16 protein-coding genes are annotated in these 22,464 nt (G+C 67.2%); 5 read left to right on the top strand and 11 right to left on the bottom strand.

All coding sequences use genetic code 11. From position 1 onward, the window contains the following. Window positions 1–471 precede the first annotated feature (471 nt). The 5 genes from VG561_RS09560 (at window position 472) to lpdA (ending at window position 8,539) form a co-directional block, all read left to right on the top strand. A complete protein-coding gene (locus tag VG561_RS09560; protein ID WP_423179537.1) occupies window positions 472–1,884 on the top strand; it encodes a JmjC domain-containing protein in 1,413 nt (470 codons plus the stop codon). A 9-nt stretch (window positions 1,885–1,893) separates the two neighbouring features. Then, window positions 1,894–2,790: a GNAT family N-acetyltransferase gene (locus VG561_RS09565; RefSeq protein ID WP_049442447.1), complete on the top strand. Its 897-nt coding sequence runs from the start codon at window positions 1,894–1,896 to the stop codon at window positions 2,788–2,790. Between the two features lie 186 nt (window positions 2,791–2,976). Next, entirely contained in the window at window positions 2,977–5,808 is a 2,832-nt protein-coding gene (locus VG561_RS09570) for a 2-oxoglutarate dehydrogenase E1 component (protein ID WP_423179538.1), read from the top strand. Window positions 5,809–5,848: 40 nt separating this feature from the next. Continuing rightward, window positions 5,849–7,039: a dihydrolipoyllysine-residue succinyltransferase gene (gene sucB, locus VG561_RS09575; RefSeq protein WP_180835898.1), complete on the top strand. Its 1,191-nt coding sequence runs from the start codon at window positions 5,849–5,851 to the stop codon at window positions 7,037–7,039. Window positions 7,040–7,102: 63 nt separating this feature from the next. Next, the gene (gene lpdA / locus VG561_RS09580) at window positions 7,103–8,539 is read left to right on the top strand and encodes a dihydrolipoyl dehydrogenase (protein WP_014647703.1); all 1,437 of its coding nucleotides are present in this window, start codon (window positions 7,103–7,105) and stop codon (window positions 8,537–8,539) included. 148 nt (window positions 8,540–8,687) lie between these two features. Here the strand turns inward: lpdA and VG561_RS09585 are convergent, their stop codons facing one another. From VG561_RS09585 to VG561_RS09635, 11 genes are all read right to left on the bottom strand, one after another. After that, window positions 8,688–8,936, bottom strand: coding sequence for a hypothetical protein (locus tag VG561_RS09585; protein WP_053495588.1), 249 nt, complete (start codon window positions 8,934–8,936; stop codon window positions 8,688–8,690). Continuing rightward, entirely contained in the window at window positions 8,933–9,145 is a 213-nt protein-coding gene (locus tag VG561_RS09590; RefSeq protein WP_014647705.1) for a hypothetical protein, read from the bottom strand. Before VG561_RS09590 ends, VG561_RS09585 begins: the two co-directional genes overlap by 4 nt. A gap of 209 nt (window positions 9,146–9,354) precedes the next feature. Further along, on the bottom strand, window positions 9,355–10,947 hold the full coding sequence (locus VG561_RS09595; RefSeq protein ID WP_423179539.1) for an alkaline phosphatase D family protein: 1,593 nt from the start codon (window positions 10,945–10,947) through the stop codon (window positions 9,355–9,357). Further along, complete coding sequence (locus VG561_RS09600) at window positions 10,947–13,190, bottom strand: TonB-dependent receptor family protein (protein ID WP_423179540.1); 2,244 nt, start codon at window positions 13,188–13,190, stop codon at window positions 10,947–10,949. Before VG561_RS09600 ends, VG561_RS09595 begins: the two co-directional genes overlap by 1 nt. 173 nt (window positions 13,191–13,363) lie before the next feature. After that, window positions 13,364–14,794: a replicative DNA helicase gene (locus VG561_RS09605; protein WP_014647708.1), complete on the bottom strand. Its 1,431-nt coding sequence runs from the start codon at window positions 14,792–14,794 to the stop codon at window positions 13,364–13,366. 298 nt (window positions 14,795–15,092) lie between these two features. Then, window positions 15,093–15,653, bottom strand: a complete 561-nt coding sequence (locus VG561_RS09610; protein ID WP_014647710.1) for an NADPH-dependent FMN reductase — start codon at window positions 15,651–15,653, stop codon at window positions 15,093–15,095. Between the two features lie 66 nt (window positions 15,654–15,719). Continuing rightward, a complete protein-coding gene (asnB, locus tag VG561_RS09615) occupies window positions 15,720–17,663 on the bottom strand; it encodes an asparagine synthase (glutamine-hydrolyzing) (protein ID WP_046431608.1) in 1,944 nt (647 codons plus the stop codon). Window positions 17,664–17,666: 3 nt separating this feature from the next. After that, entirely contained in the window at window positions 17,667–19,946 is a 2,280-nt protein-coding gene (locus tag VG561_RS09620) for a thiamine pyrophosphate-dependent enzyme (protein ID WP_423179541.1), read from the bottom strand. 79 nt (window positions 19,947–20,025) lie between these two features. Further along, window positions 20,026–20,682, bottom strand: coding sequence for a glutathione S-transferase family protein (locus tag VG561_RS09625; RefSeq protein WP_111206015.1), 657 nt, complete (start codon window positions 20,680–20,682; stop codon window positions 20,026–20,028). 176 nt (window positions 20,683–20,858) lie between these two features. Continuing rightward, window positions 20,859–21,401, bottom strand: a complete 543-nt coding sequence (locus tag VG561_RS09630; RefSeq protein ID WP_032958898.1) for a GNAT family N-acetyltransferase — start codon at window positions 21,399–21,401, stop codon at window positions 20,859–20,861. Between the two features lie 126 nt (window positions 21,402–21,527). Continuing rightward, window positions 21,528–22,373, bottom strand: coding sequence for a glycine zipper 2TM domain-containing protein (locus VG561_RS09635; protein ID WP_046431690.1), 846 nt, complete (start codon window positions 22,371–22,373; stop codon window positions 21,528–21,530). Window positions 22,374–22,464: the final 91 nt, after the last annotated feature.

Consider the following 22,464-nt stretch of genomic DNA (forward strand, 5'->3'; position numbering starts at 1 on the left):
CCCATCCATGGGGGCTCGATGGCGCCATCCATGGCGCCAACGGTCCCGCTGGCCCCTCCCGCCCCACCTCTGGCAGATTCCCGGTGACGGATCGAAGAGCATTGGGTTGTCGGGACGGAATTTGAAAGAGGGACGCGGCTTCGCCGCGTCCGTCTTTGTTTGAGGGTCTTTTGTAGAGCCGAGCCCGTGCTCGGCTGCTTTTGGGCGTGGGCAACAGCAAGCCGAGCGTGGGCTCGGCTCTACAAGGGCATGAGCAAGCGCAGCGCGCGACCCGCTGTTGCCTTTGATCTTCTTCTTCCATTCCGTGGCGGGCCGCGCAGGAAACTGTCACCCGCCACGAGGGGCTCCGCCGTTGGCCGGACACCCCGCGACAAACCACCGCACGTGCGCAATCCCGACGAACGGCGGACAATGGAACCCTTGGCGGCTCGCCACGCCGCCCCTCCCGCTTTCCGCTGCAAGGATTCCCCCATGGCCGCCCGCAAGTCCTCCGCCCCCCTGATCGAAGTCACCGCCCGCCCTGGCCAGCCGCTCGGCATGGCGCCGGCCACCTTCCTGCGCGACTTCTGGCAGAAGCGCCCGCTGCTGATCCGCAATGCCTTCCCGGATTTCCAGACCCCGGTACAGCCGGAAGACCTGGCCGGGCTGGCCTGCGAGGAAGGTGTGCTGGCGCGCCTGATCGAGCACGACAAGGCCCAGGACGGCTGGCGCGTGCGCACCGGCCCGTTCCAGGAAGACGTGTTCCCCGCCCTGCCCGACCACGACTGGACCCTGCTGGTGCAGGACGTGGACAAGTGGGACCCGGACGTGCGCGCCCTGATCCAACACTTCAGCTTCCTGCCGCGCTGGCGCATGGATGACGTGATGATCAGCTTCGCCGCCACCGGCGGCTCGGTCGGCGCCCATGTCGATCAGTACGACGTGTTCCTGCTGCAGGCCCACGGCCACCGTCGCTGGCAGATCGATGCGAGCGAATCGATCAAGGGCAGGCAGCCGCCGCTGGGCTTCCGCCCGGACGTGGAGCTGAAACTGCTGAAGGTGTTCAAGCCCACCCACGACTGGGTGCTGGCGCCGGGCGACATGCTGTACCTGCCGCCGAACGTGCCGCACCACGGCGTCGCCGAAGACCCCTGCCTGACCTTCTCGTTCGGCATGCGTGCGCCGTCTTCTGCCGAGCTGATCAGCGACTATCTGGACACCCTGATCGCCGATGCCGATGAGAACATCCGCTACCAGGATGCCGACCTGAAGGTGCCGGCCGACCCGAACGAAATCGACACGGTGGCGATGGCGCGGGTGATCGCCGCCCTCAACGCCATCCGCATGAACGACCCGGACAAGCTGGGTGACTGGTTCGGCCGCTTCATCACCACCTACCGCGCCGCCGGCGAAGTGATGGCCCACCAGGCTGCGCCGGCCACGGAGCAAGTGGTCGAAGCGCTGGCCTCGGGCATGCTGCTGCAGCGCCACCCGTGGGCCCGCCTGGCCTGGCGCCGGGCCAAGCGTGGCGCCAGCCTGTATGTCAGCGGCCAGGACTTCGCGCTGCCGGTGAAGGACGCGCAGCGACTGGCCGGCGCCGAGCAGCTCGACGCCGCCGCCTATCGCGGCCTGTCCGACAAGGGCCGTGCCGTGGTCCAGCAGCTGCTGGTCGGGGGTGTGTTCCAGCTGATCGACCCGAATGAGGTGTACGAGGCCGAAGACGAGGAAGACAGCGAGGATGCCGTGGTGCTCGGCGAGGTCGTCGAAGGCCGCGACCGCGTCGAGGCGATCGACGCCGACGCGGTGTCCGACGATGTCCACTCCGTGACCGTGCACGACGACGGTATCGAGGTCATCGTCAACTTCGAGGACGACGACGAAGACGACAGCACCGGCCGGGCCTGAGCCATCGTCATGATCCGGGTCCAGCAGGTCAGCCACGCCGACGCCCACGTTGCCATCCACGACGTGCGCCAACGCGTGTTCGTGCAGGAACAGGGCATCGCCGCCGAGCTGGAACGCGATGCGCTGGACCCGGTCAGTGCCCATGTGCTGGCGCTGGACAGTGACGGCCAGCCGGTCGGCACCGGCAGGCTGGCTCCGGACGGCCGCATCGGCCGCATGGCCGTGCTGGCCACCCATCGCAGCAACGGGGTCGGCGAGGCCCTGCTGGCGGCCCTGGTCGAAGCCGGGCGCCGGCTCGGCCTGGCCGAACTGCACCTGCACGCCCAGCTGCCCGCGCGCGATTTCTATGCACGCCAGGGCTTCCTGCCCGAGGGCGAGGTGTTCGAGGAAGCCGGCATCGGACACCAGCAGATGCGCCGCCGGCTGGGCGTGGCCAGCGCCATCGACAGCCGCGCCGAGGCGGTGGCGATCACCACGGCCATCATCCACCGCGCCCGTCGCCAGCTGTGGCTGCACAGCCGCCAACTGGACCCGGGGCTGCTCGACGCGCCCCCGGTACAGTCCGCCCTGCGCCGCTTCGTCACCGCCCGCCACGACAAGCAGCTGCGGGTGATCGTGCACGACGCCGCCGCGATCGCGTCTGCCGGGTCGCCGCTGCTGGCGCTGGCCCAGCGCCTGCCCAGCGTGGTCCAGTTCCGCGAGGTCAGCGATCCGGTCGACCGCGCGCTGGCCTCGGCCTGCCTGCTCAACGATGCGGGCGACTTCTACTTTCGTCTGATCGGCCATCGCCTCGACGGCGAGGCCGGCATCGCGCTGCCAGCACGTTCGCAGCCGTTCGAGCAGCAATTGCAGCGTGTCTGGGACCGTTCGCGCGTCTGCAGCGAACTGCGTGCGCTCGGCATCTGAGTCGGCACAGCCGACCGAACCTGTCTGGAACCGGCATCGGCGGACGCGGGATACCTGTGGTGGTGCCCCTTCGTGTCCGGTTGGGGGTACAATTTGGCTGTTTGAACGCGCCCGCGCAGGGCTATTCATCTTCCTGCCGGGTCCTTCTGAAGCCATACCCCACAAAGCGAATCAACACCCTCCATCGTGGACAATCAACTGAAGCAGTTTGCGCAATCTTCGCAACTCGCCGGCGGCAACGCCTCCTATGTCGAGGACCTGTACGAGCAGTACCTGGTCTCCCCGGATAGTGTCGATCCCAAATGGAAAACCTACTTCGACGGCTTCAAGGGCCGCGAAGCAGGTGACATTCCGCACTCGGCCGTCATCTCCCACATTGCGGACGCGGCCAAGGATGCGCTGAAGGCCGGTACCGGTAACGGTGCAGGCGACGAGCGCGAGCGCAATGTCGGTCGTCTGATCACCGCCTACCGTTCGCGCGGCCACCTGGACGCCCGCCTCGATCCGCTGGGCCTGGCCGCACCGGTCAATACCCCGGATCTGGGCCTGCCGTTCCACAGCCTGTCCGATGCCGACCTCAACAGCGAGTTCAGCACCGGCGGCGTCGGCGGCCAGCCGCGCATGAAGCTGCGCGACCTGCTGGCACGCCTGAAGGCGACCTACACCGGCTCGATCGGTGCGGAGTTCATGCACATCTCCGAGGTCGAGCAGCGCCAGTGGATCTACAAGAAGCTGGAAGCCGCCGGTGGCAACTACCAGCTGGACGCTGACACCCAGCGCCGCACCCTGGAGCGCCTGACTGCGGCCGAGGGCCTGGAGCGCTACCTGCACACCAAGTACGTCGGCCAGAAGCGGTTCTCGCTGGAAGGCGGCGATTCGCTGATCCCGATGATGGACACCATCATCCGCAACGCCGGCAAGGATGGCGTCAAGGATGTGGTGATCGGCATGGCCCACCGTGGCCGCCTGAACGTGCTGGTCAACACCCTGGGCAAGAACCCGCGCAAGCTGTTCGACGAGTTCGAAGGCAAGTTCGAGCACGACGAGCACGCCTCGGCCGGTGACGTGAAGTACCACATGGGCTTCTCCGCCGACGTCGCCACCGATGGCGGCCCGGTGCACCTGGCGCTGGCGTTCAACCCGTCGCACCTGGAAATCGCCGACCCGGTCGTGGCCGGTTCCGTGCGCTCGCGCCAGGAGCGCCGCAAGGACACCGCGCGCAAGCAGGTCATGCCGATCCTGATCCACGGCGACGCGGCCTTCTCCGGCCAGGGCGTGGTCATGGAACTGTTCCAGATGTCGCAGGCCCGCGGCTTCGCCGTCGGCGGCACCGTGCACATCGTGGTCAACAACCAGGTCGGCTTCACCACCTCCAACCCGCTGGATACGCGTTCCACGCGCTATGCCACCGACGTGGCGAAGATGATTGCCGCGCCGGTGCTGCACGTGAACGGCGATGACCCGGAAGCAGTGGTGTTCGCCGCACAGCTGGCCTTCGAGTTCCGCCAGACGTTCGCCAAGGACGTGGTCATCGACCTGATGTGCTACCGCCGCTGGGGCCACAACGAGGCCGACGAACCGGCGATCACCCAGCCGCTGATGTACCAGGTGATCCGCAAGCACCCGACCACCCGCGAGATGTACGCCGAGCAGCTGGAAAAGGCGGGCGTGATCGCCGCCGGCGCCGGCAAGGCGATGGTCGATGCCTACCGCGAGAAGCTGGACGCCGGTGAAGTGACCACCGAGCTGGCCAAGGTCGAGAAGACCCCGCCGAGCAGCCCGCTGTTCGTCGATTGGCCGAAGCTGCTGGAAGGCAAGCTGTCCGACCCGGTCTCGACCAAGGTCGAGAAGAACAAGCTGGTCGAGCTGGCCAAGCTGATCAACACCATTCCCGATGAAGTGCAGCTGCACTCGCGCGTGGCCAAGGTCTATGACGACCGCCGCAAGATGGCCGCCGGCGAGATCCCGGGCGACTGGGGCTTTGCCGAGAACCTGGCCTACGCCACCCTGCTCGATGAAGGCCATGCACTGCGCCTGGTCGGCCAGGACGTGGGCCGCGGTACGTTCACGCATCGCCACGCGATCCTGCACGACCAGAAGACCGACAACTACTACATGCCGCTGCGGCAGCTGGTGGATTCGCCGGAGAAGGCCACCGTCATCGATTCGCTGCTGAGCGAAGAAGCGGTGATGGCCTACGAGTACGGCTTCTCCACCACCGATCCGAACACGCTGTGCATCTGGGAAGGCCAGTTCGGCGACTTCGCCAACGGTGCCCAGGTGGTGATCGACCAGTTCATCGCCGCCGGTGAAGCCAAGTGGGGCCGCATTTCCGGCCTGACCCTGCTGCTGCCGCATGGCTATGAAGGGCAAGGCCCGGAACACAGCTCGGCGCGCCTGGAGCGCTTCCTGCAGCTGTGCGCGCTGGAGAACATGCTGGTGGTCGTGCCGTCGACCCCGGCCCAGGCCTTCCACATGCTGCGTCGCCAGATGCACATGACCACCCGCAAGCCGCTGGTGGTGATGTCGCCGAAGTCGCTGCTGCGCCACAAGCTGGCCGTGTCGACCCTGGACGAGCTGGCCAACGGCGAGTTCCAGCACCTGATCGGCGACGCCAACGCAGACGCCAAGAAGGTCAAGCGCGTGGTGCTGTGCTCGGGCAAGGTCTATTACGACCTGCTGGAGGACCAGATCAAGCGTGGCCAGGACGACGTGGCGATCATCCGCGTGGAGCAGCTGTATCCGTTCCCGCGTGCGCTGCTGGCGGCCGAACTGAAGAAGTACGGCAAGGCCACCGACGTGGTGTGGACGCAGGAAGAACCGCAGAACCAGGGCGCGTGGTACCAGATCCGCCACCATCTGCAGTTCTGCCTGGCCGATGGCCAGAACCTGCACTACGCCGGTCGCGCACGTTCGGCCTCGCCGGCTGCCGGTCACATGGCTGACCACGTCCGCGAGCAGCAGCAGCTGATCGCCGACGCACTGGTCAACCCGTTCAACGACACGTTCGCTGAATAATCCTCCCCATATTTAGAAGACAAACCAGGAAGCTCCCGCAATGGCCACCGAAGTCAAAGCCCCGGTACTGCCCGAATCCGTCGCCGACGGCACCATCGCCACCTGGCACAAGAAGGTGGGCGACGCCGTCAAGCGCGACGAAAACCTGCTTGACCTGGAAACCGACAAGGTCGTCCTGGAAGTGCCGTCGCCGGTCGACGGCGTGCTGAAGGAAATCAAGTTCGCCGAAGGCTCGACCGTGACCTCCAGCCAGGTCGTGGCGATCATCGAGGAAGGCGCCGTTGCAGCTGCTCCGGCACCGACCGCCGAGGCCGCTCCGGCCGCCGCCGCTCCGGCTCCGGCCGCTGCCGCTGCGCCGGCCCCGGCCGCCAAGTCGGCCGCCGATGCGCTGCCGCCGGGCGCCCGCTTCACCGCCATCACTGAAGGCGTGAACCCGGCCGATGTCGACGGCACCGGCCGTCGCGGCGCGGTCACCAAGGAAGACATCGTCAACTTCGCCCGCAACGGCGGCGCCGGCAAGGCCGGTGGCGCACGCCCGGAAGAGCGCGTGCCGATGACCCGCATCCGCAAGCGCATCGCCGAGCGCCTGATGGAGTCGAAGAACTCCACCGCGATGCTGACCACCTTCAACGAAGTCGACCTGTCCAAGGTGTCGGCGGCGCGCAAGGAACTGCAGGACGAGTTCGTCAAGGCACACGGCATCAAGCTGGGCTTCATGAGCTTCTTCGTGAAGGCCGCCGCCAACGCGCTGCAGCGCTTCCCGCTGGTCAACGCCTCGATCGACGGCGACGACATCATCTATCACGGCTACTCGGACATCTCGATCGCCGTCTCGACCGAGAAGGGCCTGGTCACGCCGGTGCTGCGCAACGTCGAGCGCATGTCGTTCGCCGACATCGAGAAGACCATCGCCGACTACGCCAAGAAGGCCCGTGACGGCAAGCTGGGCCTGGAAGAGCTGCAGGGCGGCACCTTCACCGTGACCAACGGCGGCACCTTCGGTTCGCTGCTGTCGACCCCGATCATCAACCCGCCGCAGAGCGCCATCCTGGGCATGCACGCCATCAAGGAGCGTCCGATCGCCCAGAACGGCCAGGTCGTGATCGCGCCGATGATGTACCTGGCGCTGTCGTACGACCACCGCATCATCGACGGCAAGGACTCGGTGCAGTTCCTGGTGGACATCAAGAACCAGCTGGAAAACCCGGGCCGCATGCTGTTCGGCCTGTAAGACACCTCCCGCCCCTCCGCGCCTGCGCGGAGGGGTTCTGGTAATGCATCAAGGAATAATTCAATGGCTGAACAATTCGACGTCGTCGTCATCGGTGCCGGCCCGGCCGGTTACCACGCTGCCATCCGCGCGGCCCAGCTGGGCCTGAAGACCGCCTGCATCGATGCAGCGCTGGGCAAGGACGGCAAGCCGGCCCTCGGCGGCACCTGCCTGCGCGTGGGCTGCATCCCGTCCAAGGCGCTGCTGGATTCCTCGCGCCAGTTCTGGAACATGGGCCACATCTTTGGCGACCACGGCATCAGCTTCAAGGATGCCAAGATCGACGTCGAGGCGATGGTTGGCCGCAAGGACAAGATCGTCAAGCAGTTCACCGGCGGCATCGGCATGCTGTTCAAGGCCAACAAGGTCGCCGCCTACTACGGCTTCGGTGAACTGCAGCCGGGCAACGTGGTCAAGGTCACCCAGCATGACGGTTCCATCGTCGAGCTGAAGGGCACCAACGTCATCATCGCGGCCGGTTCGGATTCGATCGAACTGCCGTTCGCCAAGTTCGACGGCGAGACCATCGTCGACAACGTTGGCGGCCTGGACTTCACCGAAGTGCCGAACCGCCTGGCGGTGATCGGCGCCGGCGTGATCGGCCTGGAACTGGGCAGCGTGTGGAAGCGCCTGGGCGCTGAAGTCACCATCCTGGAAGCCATGCCGGAGTTCCTGGCGGCTGCCGATGCCGAAGTGGCCAAGGCGGCTGCCAAGGAATTCAAGAAGCAGGGCCTGGACATCAAGCTCAATGCCAAGGTCTCCAAGACCGAGATCACCGGCAAGGGCAAGAAGAAGGAAGTCATCGTCACCTACACCGACGCGGAAGGCGAAAAGACCCTGACCGTGGACAAGCTGCTGGTGGCCGTTGGCCGTCGCGCCGCCACCAAGGGCCTGCTGGCCGAAGGCACCGGCGTCAAGATCAACGAGCGCGGCCAGATCGAAGTCGATGCGCACTGCCACACCGGCGTCAACGGTGTGTGGGCAGTCGGCGACTGCGTGCGCGGCCCGATGCTGGCGCACAAGGGCTTCGAGGAAGGCATCGCGGTGGCTGAGCTGATCGCCGGCCTGCCGGGCCACGTCAACTTCGACACCATCCCGTGGGTCATCTACACCGAACCGGAACTGGCCTGGGTCGGCAAGACCGAAGCGCAGCTGAAGGCCGAAGGCATTCCGTACAAGGCCGGCAGCTTCCCGTTCGCCGCCAACGGCCGTGCCGTGGCGATGATCGAGCCGGCAGGCTTCGTGAAGATCCTGGCCCATGCCGAAACCGATCGCATCCTCGGCATGCACCTGGTCGGCGCCAACGTCTCCGAGCTGGTGCACGAAGGCGTGCTGACCATGGAGTTCAGTGGTTCGGCCGATGACCTGGCCCGCATCTGCCACGCCCACCCGTCGCTGTCGGAAGTGGTCCACGACGCGGCGATGGCGGTCAGCAAGCGCGCCATCCACAAGGCGAACTGATCGGCATCATGGTAGGTGCCGACCGTTGGTCGGCACTCACCTGCAGACGAAAAACCCCGCTTCGGCGGGGTTTTTTGTTGCCCGTTTCCCTGTAGCGCCGAGCCCACGCTCGGCTGCCCTGCAAAGGCCGCCGGGCATGGGCCCGACGCTACACCTTTCCAGCCGGCTTCTTCGGTGGATCCTCACAGACCCTGTGCTGTACCACCGTATCGCCGGCCTTCCATTGCTTGACCACCCGGCAGCGCGCCTCGGCTTTCGGCGCAGGGACCGCCGCTGCATTGGCTTCGTCAGCCGCAGCGCTCTGCTCGCGCTCCAGCCACGCCGACGGGGGTACCGGGGGTGCGGCCAGCACCGGGCCTGGCAACAGGACCAGACCGGCCAGCAGCACCCTCCTCATGCGGGAACCGCCCGGCCGCCAAGCAACCGCGCCGGCAGCATGAACAGCGCGCGCAGGAAGGCGAACAACGCCGAGAAGGTGATGCCGACCAGGCGGAACGGCAGGCTCAGCAGCCACACGAACGGCCACGCGATCAGGGCGAGGATCGCCAGCGGCCAGCACAGCACGAACAGCAGGCACCACACACCGAGCGCGAACAGGGTCTTCATCACGGTCTCCTTGGGGCGGCACCCTGCCGCCTGCGGACACCTTGGCGCCCCGCCCTCGCCGCCGGCAAACGGTTTGCGACGAAACCGGTCTGGGGGCGATGAAATCCGGTGCAGGGCCGTCGTTGTAGAGCCGAGCCCACGCTCGGCTGCTCTTCGTTGCGATCACAGAAAACCCGCGCTGCGCGCGACAGCCGAGCGTAGGCTCGGCTCTACAGGAGCTGCACCGCGCCCGGGCGGCCATGGGCCACCTGGAATCGCGCCGCGGTACGCACTGCGGCATCCGGGCGCAGCACGCTGTCGGCGAAGCGGAGCTCGGCGTCCACGGTCTGCCGGTTCAGCTGCAGCTCCCACCAGCCGCGGCGGTCGCCGTCGAAATAGCGGATATGCGGGTGCTGCGGAATCGATGGCCCGTAGTACGGCCCGTACGGCGTGTCGTCGCCGCCACTGCTGATCGCCGGGGCGATGAATTCGGTGGCCACGACCGGCGCGCTGGCCGCGTCGAAATCCAGCTTCAGGTCGTTGACGAAGGTGGAATGCCAGTCGCCGCCCAGCACGATGGCGTTGCCCTGCCCGCCTGCCTGCATCGCCTGCAGCAGACGCCTGCGTGCGGCGGGATAGCCATCCCAGGCGTCGTTCCAGAAGCGCTCGCGTGGCGTGCCGCCGTCCAGCCGCAGCTGCGACATAAGCAGCTGCTGCACCACCACGTTCCAGCGCGTGCCCTGCGCGGCGGCCATCGACTGCGTGAACCACGCTTCCTGCCCCGTGCCGAGCATGCTCATGCGCGGATCCAGCGCCGCTTCGCAGCGCGGTGACTCGCCCACACCGCAGGGATTGGCCGGGCGGAACTGGCGGCAGTCGAGCAGGGTGAGCTGTGCCAGATCGCCGTAACGCAGGCGCCGGTGCACGCGCAGGCCGCCATTGCCCGCAGGCGTGCTGCGCATCGGCAGGTGTTCGTAGAACGCGCGGTAGGCCGCCGCGCGGCGAACGATGAAGTCCTCGATCGACACGCCGGGCTTCTCCGGATGGATGCCCGAGTAGTCGTTCTGCACCTCGTGATCGTCCCAGATCACCGCGAAGGCGTGTGCGGCATGGGCCGCCTGCAGATCCGGGTCGAGCTTGTACAGCGCGTACTGGTCACGGTAGCGCTCCAGGCTCACCGTCTCGCCACTGAAACGCGCCGCGTCCAGCGTGCTGCCACGCACGTTCTGCAGCGGGCTGTATTCATACAGGTAGTCGCCGGCATGCAGCACGAGGTCGACATCGCTCCGTGCGATATCGCGCAGCACCGGATAGTAGCCACTGTTCCAGGCCTGGCAGGTGCACAGGGCCAGCCGCAGCTGCTGCAGCTGCGTGTCCGGTAGCGACGCGGTGCGGAAGTGGCCGACCGCGCTTTCCTCATCGCCATCGCAGGCGAAGCGGTAGTAGTAGTCGCGGCCCGGGCGCAGGCCATTGACCTCCACGTGCACCGAATGGGCCAGCTCCGGCACCGCGGCTGCAGTACCCCGCTGTACCAGCCGGCGCATGCCGGCGTCTTCGGCCACGAACCAGCGCACCGGCACCGCCCGCGACGGCATGCCGCCGCCGTTGAGCGGGTCCGGCGCCAGCCGCGTCCACAACACGGCCCCCTGTGGATCCGGATCACCGGCGGCGACACCAAGGGTGAACGGATCACGCCCCAGCCGTGGCCGTGGGCCGGCCGTGGCCAGCCCCGGCATCGCCGCCAGCGCGATCGCCGCCCCCGTGCCCTGCCACGCCATGCGCAGCAGGCGACGACGGCGTTCCGGATCCACAGGCCCGCGCATCAGAAGCGCACGGTGGCGGTGGCCATCACCTGGCGCGGCGCGCCGACCTGCATGGTCGCCAGGCTGCGGGTCGGGTCGGCGGCGTAGGTGCCGTTGGTGTTGATCGAAGACAGGTAGCGCTTGTCGGTCAGGTTGGTCAGGTTCAGCGCCATGGTCAGGTTCTGCGCCGGGCCCAGCGCGCCGAAGTCATAGGCCACGGAGGCATTGACCAGCCAGTAGCTCGGCACCGACTCGTCGTTGGTATAGGTCACGTAGCGCTTGCCGACGTGGTTGGCCGACAGGCGCATGTCCCAGGGGCCCGGGGTCCAGGCCAGGGTGCTGGCGAACATCCATTCGGGGGTGTCGACGGTCTTCTTGCCGCGGGTCGGCACCACGCCATTGTTCACGTAGTCGTTGTCGTAGGTGCTGTCATTCCAGGACAGCGCGTTGGACCAGGCCAGGTCCTGCATCGGCTTCAGCTGCAGTGTCGCCTCGGCGCCGCGGCTGGTCACCGAACCGACGTTGGAGAACAGCGCCGGGCAGCCGAGGATGCCCACGCACTGGGCGATCGCCAGCAGGCGGTTGTCGAACTTGACGTCGTACACCGCAACCGAGGCTTCATAGCCCTTCCCGTAGCCGCGCCAGCCCAGTTCCAGGGTGCGTGACTGTTCCGGCTTCAAGTCCTGCGCGCTGGCATCGAACGCCGCCTGCGGCACGTTGAACGGGCTGCCCACGCCCAACGCGTAGGCGGCGATGTTCCTGGCGAACGAACCGAAGATCTCGTTGCCTTCGTTGAGCTTGAAGTTGAAACCCGCCTGAGGCAGCAGGCCCTTCTTCGAAGTCAGGCTGCTGTTGTTGGCATAGCTGCCCAGTGGCGTGCGCACGCGGGTGCGGGTGTGCGGCGACTTCGCACCGATGTCGATGGTCAGCCGGTCATCGAACAGGCGGAAGCGGTCCTGCACGTAGAACTGGCGGGTAATGGTGGTGTAGCGCTGGTGCCACACGCGCTGGTCCGGGTTGCGCAGGAAGAAGTCATCGGTGACCGGGCCGTCGATGTAGTAGAAGTTGCGCTGCACGCTGTGGCCGTTGTCCTCGTACCAGAGACCGGCTTCCAGGTCGTGGCCACCGACGTTCCAGGTGAACGCCGAGGTCACGCCGGTACGGTCGATCGCGTACTCGGTGGTGCGGATCGAGATCGGAATCTCGCGACTGGTGCCCGGGTTGGATGGATTGGACGGGCTGAACCAGTGGCCCTGGCCGCGGTTGCTGTGGTTGTACACATTGACCTTCAGCCGCATCGACTCGTTCAGGCCGAAATCGCCGGCGATGCTGGACAGGTCATCGTTGCGCAGGCCGTGGCCGGAGTAGTACGCATCCCAGGGGCTGTTGACGCCGCCCGTGAACCTGCCGCGCGCGGCGGCGACGGCACGATCCCAGTCCGGCGCGTAGTTGTCCCAGTCCCAGCCAAGGCGATCGATCATCTCCAGCGACAGGTCCTGGTAGTCCGCCTCGACGCGGCGCGAGGCGTTGAACAGCGCGGTGATCCTGCTGTCCGTTCCGAAATTGTAGGTGGCCTTGCCGTTGAACTGTTTCAGCTCCTGCGAGCCCTTGCCCTTCCACTTGTCGCCTTCGGAGTACACGCCGGACAGGTAGGCCGCAAAGCCCTGGTGCTCACCGGTCTCCAGGCGCGCATAGCTGCGCCGCGCACTGTCGCTGCCGAAGCCCTGCGCCAGCACCACGCCGTACTCGGTGGACGGATCGATCGAATAGAACTGGAACACGCCGCCGAGGTTGCTGGTGGACGGCGTACCCAGCGCGCCGATGCCGGTGGACACTTCGGCTCCGCCCAGGTTCTCGCTGATCACGGCACGGCTGATATGTAGGCCGTTGCTGTTGCCATAGGCCATGTTGCCCAGCGGGATGCCATCGAGCGTGTAGCCCAGGCGGCTCTGGTTGAAGCCACGCAGGCTGATGGTGGTGGACCATTCGTACGCGCCGGTGGCATCGGCCGACTCGAAGTGAACGCCCGGCTTGCTGGCCAGCAGCTTCAGTGGGTTCGCACCGGGCGGCAGGATCTTCATGTCCTCGGCGGTCACGCGCTGCACCTGGCGGGCTTCGCCGCGGCCGATCACCGAGATCGAATCGAGGGTGGTCGCCGACGGTGCGTCGGAGGCGGGGGCGGGTTCAGCGGCAGCGAGCGACGGCAGCGAAGCACAGACCAGCAGGGCCAGCAGATTGCGGCGATGCGAAGCGTGGGACGACATGGAGGTGGATTCCTTGGGCACGCTGGACGCCGAAGGGCGGCGTCGAAGAGCAGCAGCGGCGGAATCGTAGAAGCGGCGCGTTACATGTCATTTACACGCCACATGCGGAATTCTTGCGTTCCGAATGGTGTACCGCCCGGAAGGCGATTGCCGGCCAGCGGCCGGCATGGCCGTTACTCGAACGAGCCGACCGAATCGTGGGCCAGGTTGTCGAAGCGGGTGTACTCGCCGAAGAACTTCAGCTTGCACGAGCCGGTCGGGCCACCACGGTGCTTGCCGATGATGATCTCGGCCAGGCCCTTGTCCGGCGAGTTTTCCTTGTTGTAGTAGTCGTCGCGGTAGATGAACACGATCATGTCCGCGTCCTGCTCGATTGCGCCCGACTCGCGAAGGTCGGCCATCACCGGGCGCTTGTCGGTACGCGTTTCCAGCGAGCGGTTGAGCTGTGACAGCGCGATCACCGGCACATTCAATTCCTTGGCCAGGCCCTTCAACGAACGCGAGATCTCCGAGATTTCGGTCGCGCGGTTTTCGCTGTTGCCGGGCACGCTCATCAGCTGCAGGTAGTCGATCACGATCAGGCCGAGATCATGCTCGCGCTTGAGGCGGCGGCACTTGGAGCGCAGCACTTCCGGCGACACGCCCGGCGTATCGTCGATGAAGATCTTGGTTTCCTTCAGCATCTTGATCGCGCTGGTGACGCGGCTCCAGTCCTCGTCTTCCAGCTGGCCGGTACGCAGGCGCTGCGCGTTGATGCGGCCATTGGAGGAAATCAGGCGCATCGCCAGCTGCGATGCCGACATTTCCATCGAGAACACCGCCACGCCCTTCTTCGACTTGATCGCCGCGTACTCGGCGATGTTCAGCGCGAAGGTGGTCTTGCCCATGGCCGGGCGCGCGGCGAGGATGATCAGATCGGTCGGCTGCAGGCCGGCGGTCATCGCATCGAAATCGGTGTACCCGGTCGGCAGGCCGGTGATGTTGCCGCCGTTCTCGAAGCGGTTGCGCAGCTCCTCGAATGCATCCTTCAGCGCACCGGGCATGGCCACGAAATCGGTGCGACCACGTGCGCCCTGTTCGGCAATGGCGAACACGCTCTTTTCCGCCGAGGCCAGCAGCTCGCTGCTGTCGCGGCCTTCGGGCTGGAAACCGTCGTTGACGATGTCGGTGCCCACTTGGATCAGCTGGCGCAACACTGCCTTGTCACGCACGATCTCGGCGTAGGCCACGATGTTGGCAGCCGACGGCGTGGTACTGGCCAGTTCGATCAGGTAGGCACCGTCGCCCACCAGTTCCATCTTGCCCTGCGACTCGAACCACTCGCCCAGGGTCACCGCATCGAACGGACGCTCGCGCTCGGAGAGCTCGCGGATCGCCCGATAGATCATCTGGTGGTCGCGACGGTAGAAGTCGCCTTCGGTGAGCTGGTCATTGACCCGGTCATACGCTTCGGGCGCCAGCATCAGCCCCCCCAGCACCGCCTGCTCGGCTTCCACCGAATGCGGCGGTACCCGCAACTGGTCGATGCGCGACTCGTCGCGATCGCGATCGAAGCCATCACCGCGCTCTCTGCGGTTGGAACGGAAGCCGGGACGAGCGGACATGCTGCGGTGTTTCCTGCAAAAGTGGGCCAGACGAGTGTAGGCATGCGCCGACCCCGGCGACCATGGACAAGCCTGTGGATAAGCCGTGGAGAAACGGGGGATATCCGCCGGCGCCTGGCCAGACTGGCGTGGGGGCGTCGCACTGCCTGCGACAGGCGCCATTGCGGCACCCGAGCGGAGCATTATCGCAAATCAGGCGCCACGGGTCGGAGCCCGTCGCTGCGCGTCAGGATCCGACCCCGGGGCGTGGTTGGGGTCGGATCCCTCTGCGACGCAGGGAACTCCGACCCCGCAGGCGTCAATCGCCCTTGACGTGCACCGCGATCAGCGCCAGGAACCGGTCCACGTAGCCCTGCAGGAACTTCTGCGTGCCCTCGTTGTGGATCGTGCCGTCGGCATCGATCAGGCCCTCCTTGAAGTGGATGAACGCCTCGGGCTGCCCAAGCACATGCATATCCAGGAAGGCCAGGGTGTTGCGCAGGTGCTGCTGGGCCACGGCGGTACCGATCTGGCCGATGGAGGCGCCGATCACCGCCGCCGGCTTGCCGGCAAACGCACTGTCACCGTAGGGACGCGAGCCGATATCGATGGCGTTCTTGAGCACGCCCGGCACCGACCGGTTGTATTCGGGGGTGACGAACAGCACCGCGTCGGCGGCGCGCACCTGGTCCTTCAGCCGGGTACCCTGCGCCGGGTACTGCGCGTCGAAGTCCTGGTCATACAACGGCAGGTCGCCGATCTGCACGTACTGGAAGCGTGCGCGATCACCGGCGATCTTCTCCAGCGCATGGGCCAGCTTGCGGTTGCACGAGTCCTTGCGCAGGCTGCCGACGAACACGGCGATGGTGGGGACGGACATCGGGACATACTCCTCATGGTGCGGGAGGCCCAGCCTAGTCGCCGGGCCCGTGCAGGCCGGTGAAGATCAGCCGCCCACAATGCCTGCGCGCACCTGCCGCCAATGCGCCTGCCAGGCCTGGAACATCAGCACGTTCCACAGATGGGTATGCCACTTGCGCTGCCCTCCCAGGAACTGCTGCCACAGCGGCTGCACCGCCGCCGCCGACAGCACGCCCTCACGCTCCAGCCGCGCCGGCTGCAGCAGGTCCTCGGCCCAGGGCCGCAGGTCGCCTTTCAGCCAGTCACTGACCGGCGCGCCGAAACCGCGCTTGGGACGGTGCACCATCGAATGCGGCACGTAACGGCCCAGCACGCGCTTGAGCAGCACCTTGCTGGTGGTCTCGCTGCGCTTGAAGCCCAGCGGCAGCGACCAGGCGAACTCGGCCACCCGCCAGTCCAGCAGCGGTGCGCGCGCCTCCAGGCTGACCGCCATCGAGGTGCGGTCGACCTTGCACAACAGATCGTCCGGCAGGTAGGTCACGAAATCGGCCAGCATCATCGCGTCGGCCGGCGTACCCGCGCCGTGCAGCGGATCGGCCAGGTCGTAGAAGCTGCCGGCGGCCCGCGCGCCGGTCACCGCCGCGGCCGGGTCGCGCCAGCGCGAGATGCGGTTGCGGTAGACGTCGCCGATGCCACGCGCACCGGTCTCGGCCAGCAGCGCGGCCAGGCCGCCGGTGCGCGAGGCTTCGCCCTGCTGCTGCGCACGGGCGCCCATCCAGCGCCGCAGCGGCCCCGGCACGCGGCCGAGCATCTGCCAGTTGCGCAGCGCGCGTACATACCGGGTATAGCCGAAGAACAGCTCATCGCCACCGTCACCAGACAGCGCCACGGTCACGCCCTGCCGCGCCAGCCGGGCGACCAGCGCGGTCGGCACCTGCGATGCGTCGGCAAAAGGCTCATCGAACATCGCCGGCAACTGCGGCACCACCGCCAGCGCGTCGGCGCCGCTGACGTACAACTCGGTATGGTCACAGCCCAGGTGGGCCGCCAGCTCCCGGGCCAGCGGCGCCTCGTCATGTCCCGAATCGGTGAAGCCGATGCTGAAGCTGTGCACCGGCTGCCCGCTCTGGGCCTGCATCAGCGACGCCACCAGTGAGGAATCGGTGCCACCGGACAGGAATACGCCGACCGGCACGTCGGCCACCATGCGTAGCGCCACCGCGTCGCGCAGCAGCGTGTCCAGCTGTTCCTCGGCGTCCTCGATGCGGCCCTGGAAGGGTGCGGCCAGCGCCGCCTGCATGCGCGCGCGCGCATCCCAGTACGGCCGCTGTGCCTGTTCCGGACGATGCGCGGATGCGCCGGCAGCGACGGCCGCCGCGTCCAGGCGCAACACCCGGCCCGGCATCAGCTTGTAGCAGCGCTGGTGGATGCTGTGCGGCGCCGGGATGTAATCCAGCCGCAGCAGCAAGGTGAGCGCATCGCGGTCGATGTCGTTGTCGAACGCCGGGTGCTGCCAGAGCGCCTTCAGTTCCGAACCGAACACCAGCGTGTCGCCGGCCCAGCCGTAGTACAGCGGCTTCTTGCCCACGCGGTCGCGGGCCAGCCACAGGCAACGCTCCTGGCGGTCCCACAGCGCGATGGCGAACATGCCGTTGCAGCGCTGCAGGGTGTCTTCCACGCCCCATTGCAGGATCGCCGCCAGCAGTACTTCGGTGTCGGAATGGCCGCGGAAGGCATGCCCCAGCGGCTCCAGTTCCTCGCGCAGGGCCGCGAAGTTGTAGACCTCGCCGTTGTAGGCCATCACGTAGCGGCCGTCGGCCGAGGCCATCGGCTGGTGGCCCAGCGGGGACAGGTCGAGGATGCTCAGGCGGCGATGCGCCAGCGCGATGCCCGCCTCGGCATCAACCCAGCTGCCGCCATCATCGGGCCCGCGGTGGTGCAGCGCCTGGCCCATGGCCAGGGCCTGCGCCTGCAGCGCCTCGGCCGACGCCAGCGGCGCCGGCAACAACATTCCCGCCAATCCACACATGCATCAGGGTTCCTGCGCCAGGTCGAGGGCGGCGCCAATCACCGCATTGTCGCTTGGAAGCCCGAACATTGCTGCCCCCGCCAGTGGCGTGTAGGTGTCGGCACCACAGACCCGGCGCAACGGCAGATGGCCGAACCCGGCCTCGACCAGCGCGGTGACCACGCCCTCGCCCACCCCGCCGCTGTGGCGGCCTTCATCCAGCACCAGCACCCGCCGTGCGCTGGCGGCCTGGGCAGTGATGAAGCCCGCGTCCAGCGGTACCAGCCAGCGCAGGTCGACCACCCGCACCTGCCAGCCCAGCTGCTGCTCGATCGCCCGCGATGCGCGCAATGCCATCGGCACGCCGTTGCCATAGGTATAGATCACCAGGTCGCCGGCCTCCGGCGCATAGACCCGGCCCTCCCCCGGCACCAGCGACTGGCCCTGTGCGGGGAAGTCGAACAGCCACTGGCCATCGCCGGCTTCGTGCAGGTCCTTGCTCATGTACAACGCGATCGGCTCCAGGAACACCGCCACGCGCCCATCCACCCGCGCCAGTGCGGCCAGCGTGCGCAGCATCATCACCGCATCGTCGCCACGCGACGGGCAGCCCACCACCAGCCCCGGGATGTCGCGCAACGCGGTGATCGAGTTGTCGTTGTGGAAGTGGCCACCGAAGCCCTTCTGGTACCCCAGCCCGGCCACCCGCACCAGCATCGGGTTGCGGTACTGGTCGTTGGAGAAGAACTGCAGCGAACACGCTTCGCCGCGCACCTGGTCGATGGCGTTGTGCAGATAGGCCAGGTACTGGATCTCCGGAATCGGCAGCATGCCCAGGTTGGCCAGGCCCTGAGCCATGCCCAGGATCATGGTCTCGTCCAGCAGGGTGTTGAACACCCGGCGTGGGCCGAAGCGGCGCAGCAGATCCTTGGTGACGGTGTAGACACCGCCCTTCTGTGCGACGTCCTCACCGAACAGCAGGCTCTGCGGATACTTCGCCAGCAGTTCCTGCAGGGCATGGTTGATCTGGATCGCGAGGTGGCGTGGCGCCTGCCGTTCGGGCAACGCCTCCGCACCGCCATACAGCGCTTCACGCGTTCCGGCGGGCACCTCGCGCCGTGCTTCGGCCTGCACCGCAGCCGGCGTATAGGGCGCAAGCGGCTCCATCACTTCCCGCAGCGACTGCAGCTTCGGCCGTCCTTCGGCATCGGCAGCGGCGGCCATGCAGCGCGCGCGCATCGTCTCGTAGGCCACCTCGATGGCGGCCGCATCCATCCAGCCCGATTCCATCGCGATCTGTGCCGAGCGCAGCAGCGGATCCTGCGCCTCGGCCGCGCACAGCTCGGGCAACGCGCGCCATTCCACCTCGAAGTCGGTGCCGGCGTGCCCCATCAGGCGCGTGGTGCGCAGATGCAGGAAGGTCGGCCGCCGCGTACGCCGGCAGTGCTCCACCGCCGCCTGCACCTGCGCATGGCCGGTGGCCAGGTCGAGGCCATCGGCGTAGAAATAGTCCAGCCCGGGCTGACCGCTGAAGCGTTCGGCGATCCAGCCTTCAGGCGTTTTCACCGAGATGCCCAGGCCATTGTCCTCGCAGACGAACAGGACCGGTGCCGGCAGCTTCTGGTAGGCCGACCACATCGCGGTGTTGAACGCGGTCTGCGCGGTGGCATGGTTGGCAGAGGCGTCGCCGAACGAGCACAGTACGATGCTGTCGGCCGGAATCGGCAGTTCGTGGCCCAGCCGCTTGCCGCTTTCGAGGGCCAGCGCGGTGCCCAGCGCTTTCGGCAGATGCGAGGCGATGGTCGAGGTCTGCGGCAGCACCCACAACGATTTGCTGCCCCACACCTTGTGCCGCCCCCCGCTGGCCGGGTCATCGGCGCTGGCAGCAAAGGACAGCGCGGCATCGCGCAGCGGGTCGATCCCCGGCACCTGGCGTGAGCGCTCGGCCATGAAGGCACCGGAGCGATAGTGCAGGAATGCAGGATCCGTATGCCGGCAGGCCCGCGCCAGCAGCGCATTGCCTTCGTGGCCGGATGAACCGATGGTGTAGAAGACCTTGTTCTGCACGCGCAGCACGCGCGCCATCAGGTCCAGCTGGCGGCTGGCCAGCTGCGAATCGAACAGCTCGCCAAACGCGGCGGCGGTAAGCGTGCTGCCCGGCAGGATCGGCGCATCCGGCGCCGGGCGCGGGCGCGGGGTACCGCGCCAGCCACGCACCGCGTCGAGGAAATTGGCGTCGCACACGTCGGCGCGGTTGAGCACGCGCATGCGTGCGGGAATCGGATCTGGAACCACAGCGAACATCGAACACCCTCCGTGTCGTTGTTGCATTCCGCCCGGGGTTGGCCAGGCGCTACCCTGTGGGGGATCACCTTGGTGAGAGTCATGCGGCCTCGAAGCGGGCGCGCACCTCGGCGGTCACCGCCGGCATCGGCAGGAAGCGCGGCTGCCCGCGCACGCGCTGCAACCAGGCGCGAACTTCCGGGAACGGCTGCAGGCTGATTCCACCCTCGCCTGCGACGTCGGTGTAGGCGAACAGCGCGATGTCGGCGATGCCGTACCCACTGCCGGTGAACCATTGCGCATCACGCAGGTGCTGCTCCATCACCGCCAGTGCAGTGGCGGCGCGCTCGTGCAGGCGTGGCAGTTCGGCGCGGCGCGGCGACCCAGGCGGGGTCCAGCCGCGGATGAAGCGCGCGACCGCTACGCACGGCTCGTGCGTGTACTGCTCGAAGAACATCCAGCTCAGTGCCTGCGCGCGCTCCCAGCCATCGGTGGGCAGGTAGGGCGTGCCTTCGGCCAGCCAGAAAAGGATCGCATTGGACTCGGTCAGCACGCGGCCATCGTCGCGGACGATCAACGGCACCTTGGCATTGGGATTGAGCGCGAGGAACTCGGGGGTGTGGGTCTGGCCGTGGGCACTGTCCACTTCCACCCAGCGGTAGCGGCTGCCGAGCTGCTCCAGCAGCAGGCGGACCTTGTGGCAATTGCCTGACACCGACATGCCGTGCACCGTCAACGGGACGCGCTCTTCAACCATTGCCTGCTCCCTCGGATCCGGCCGGCGGCCGGCTGCGTGCAGTCTGGCAAGCACGCCAGTGAATGCCAAGCGCGGGTGCAGCATGACTACACGGTAGTGCCGGCCGCTGGCCGGCATCCTCGATGCAGCTGGATCCAAGCGATTGCCGGCCAGCGGCCGGCACTACCAAGCCACGCTCAGCGCGCGCGTTGCCGCCACTGTTCGCGCGACTGGCCCCAGATCTGCATGGGCTTGTCGTTGTATGGCGCTGGCAACTCCCCCATGCGCAGCAGGGTGCTTCCCAGCTTGCGTGCCACGGCCCGCGAGTTGTCGTTGTTCTCGGCGATCGTGTGGATCACCTCAGCCCATCCCAGCGTATCGAACGCCCAGTCGATCGCCGCGACCGCCGCCTCCGGCGCATAGCCCCGGCCCCAGCTGGCATGGCGGATGCCCCAACCGACCTCGGTACCCGGCCAGTCCTGCGGCTGCCACGGTCCCATCCGCCCGATCCAGTCGCCGCTGGATTTCTCGATCACGCTGAACATCGAGAAGCCGAACAGCTGCCAGGCGCCGGCCAGGCTGCAGAAACCGCGCCAGGCCACCGAGGGTGGCTGCACGCCGCCCAGGGTACGCATCGTGGCCTCGTCGGCGCAGAACGCCAGGTACGGCTCGTAGTCCTCGCGAAGCAGCGGGCGCAGGATCAGCCGCTCGGTTTCGATGCGCAGGTCGAAGATGCTCATGCCGGCTCCATGTCGAAGGGGGCACCCATGATGGAGGATGGCTTCCCTGCGCGGATGAATATCGCCGGTCGCAATGAAACGGGCCGGCATGAGCCGGCCCGTCAGGTACTGCATGCTGCGCCGGGATTACTGGCGCGTGGCTGCGGCAGTGGCACCGGCGGCAGCGGTCTGCGTGACCAGCTGGCCATCGACCACCGGCAGGCGATCGCTGGCCGGCTTGTTGTCCATGCGCACGGTCTTCTCCGCGCCGTCATAGCGGTAGGTCACGTTGTAACCCTTCACCACGTCGTTGGTACCCATGGCAATGCGGTTGCCCGGCTTGCTGGCCATGCGCATGGTGCCGGTGGTGCCGTCCTCATTGCGGTAGGTCACGTTGTAGCCGGTGACGCGGCTCGACTCGGAGGTGGCGGTCTCGGTGTGGCACTGGCGCTCGGTGCGGTTGACCACACGGCCACCCACATGGCGCTTGTCGATCTGGTTGCCGATGAAGCCGCCGGCCACGGCACCGGCGGCGGTCGCGGCCTTCTTGCCGTTGCCGCCACCGACCTGGTTGCCGAGCAGGCCACCGACCACAGCGCCGACCACGGTGCCGCCGACGTTGCCATCACGTTCCGGCAGGCGTTCCTGCACCGTCACGTCCTGGCAGACCTCGTGCGGGGTCTGGGTGGTGGAGGTCTCGCGCACTGGATCGGTGCCGATCACGGTGGCGTAGGCCTTCTGCTTCTCGGTGATCGGGTCAACCTTCAGCACATCGGCATATTCAAGCCCGCGCGGCGCGGACGGGTCCAGCTTGTCACCACGTGCGCCGTCGTCAGAAGCGTTACCTTCAACGAGGCGCGATTCACCATTGGGGGTTCCGGCGCTGATGGAATCGGGCGACTTGTCACCACTCTTCATGAAGGCGGCGGTGGCGATGCCACCGACCAGCAGCGCGCCCGCTGCGACCAGGACAGTTGTAGTTGTGCTTTTCATGACCTGCTCCTTGCGGACCATCCGCAACGTTCTCGGGGCAGATTGCAGCATGCGCTGCCTGAACGGAATCTCCACATTTCCTGCTCATTCC

It is taken from the genome of Stenotrophomonas sp. CASM110 (genome assembly GCF_049384345.1).
In the GTDB taxonomy this organism is placed as follows: Bacteria; Pseudomonadota; Gammaproteobacteria; order Xanthomonadales; family Xanthomonadaceae; genus Stenotrophomonas; species Stenotrophomonas muris.

Excerpts from the sequence above, each read along its gene's own strand:
- VG561_RS09560 (WP_423179537.1), top strand. The coding sequence starts at position 472 with ATGGCCGCCCGCAAGTCCTCCGCCCCCCTGATCGAAGTCACCGCCCGC.
- VG561_RS09565 (WP_049442447.1), top strand. The coding sequence starts at position 1,894 with ATGATCCGGGTCCAGCAGGTCAGCCACGCCGACGCCCACGTTGCCATC.
- sucB (WP_180835898.1), top strand. The coding sequence starts at position 5,849 with ATGGCCACCGAAGTCAAAGCCCCGGTACTGCCCGAATCCGTCGCCGAC.
- lpdA (WP_014647703.1), top strand. The coding sequence starts at position 7,103 with ATGGCTGAACAATTCGACGTCGTCGTCATCGGTGCCGGCCCGGCCGGT.
- VG561_RS09585 (WP_053495588.1), bottom strand. The coding sequence starts at position 8,936 with ATGAGGAGGGTGCTGCTGGCCGGTCTGGTCCTGTTGCCAGGCCCGGTG.
- VG561_RS09590 (WP_014647705.1), bottom strand. The coding sequence starts at position 9,145 with ATGAAGACCCTGTTCGCGCTCGGTGTGTGGTGCCTGCTGTTCGTGCTG.
- VG561_RS09595 (WP_423179539.1), bottom strand. The coding sequence starts at position 10,947 with ATGCGCGGGCCTGTGGATCCGGAACGCCGTCGTCGCCTGCTGCGCATG.
- VG561_RS09600 (WP_423179540.1), bottom strand. The coding sequence starts at position 13,190 with ATGTCGTCCCACGCTTCGCATCGCCGCAATCTGCTGGCCCTGCTGGTC.
- VG561_RS09605 (WP_014647708.1), bottom strand. The coding sequence starts at position 14,794 with ATGTCCGCTCGTCCCGGCTTCCGTTCCAACCGCAGAGAGCGCGGTGAT.
- VG561_RS09610 (WP_014647710.1), bottom strand. The coding sequence starts at position 15,653 with ATGTCCGTCCCCACCATCGCCGTGTTCGTCGGCAGCCTGCGCAAGGAC.
- asnB (WP_046431608.1), bottom strand. The coding sequence starts at position 17,663 with ATGTGTGGATTGGCGGGAATGTTGTTGCCGGCGCCGCTGGCGTCGGCC.
- VG561_RS09620 (WP_423179541.1), bottom strand. The coding sequence starts at position 19,946 with ATGTTCGCTGTGGTTCCAGATCCGATTCCCGCACGCATGCGCGTGCTC.
- VG561_RS09625 (WP_111206015.1), bottom strand. The coding sequence starts at position 20,682 with ATGGTTGAAGAGCGCGTCCCGTTGACGGTGCACGGCATGTCGGTGTCA.
- VG561_RS09630 (WP_032958898.1), bottom strand. The coding sequence starts at position 21,401 with ATGAGCATCTTCGACCTGCGCATCGAAACCGAGCGGCTGATCCTGCGC.
- VG561_RS09635 (WP_046431690.1), bottom strand. The coding sequence starts at position 22,373 with ATGAAAAGCACAACTACAACTGTCCTGGTCGCAGCGGGCGCGCTGCTG.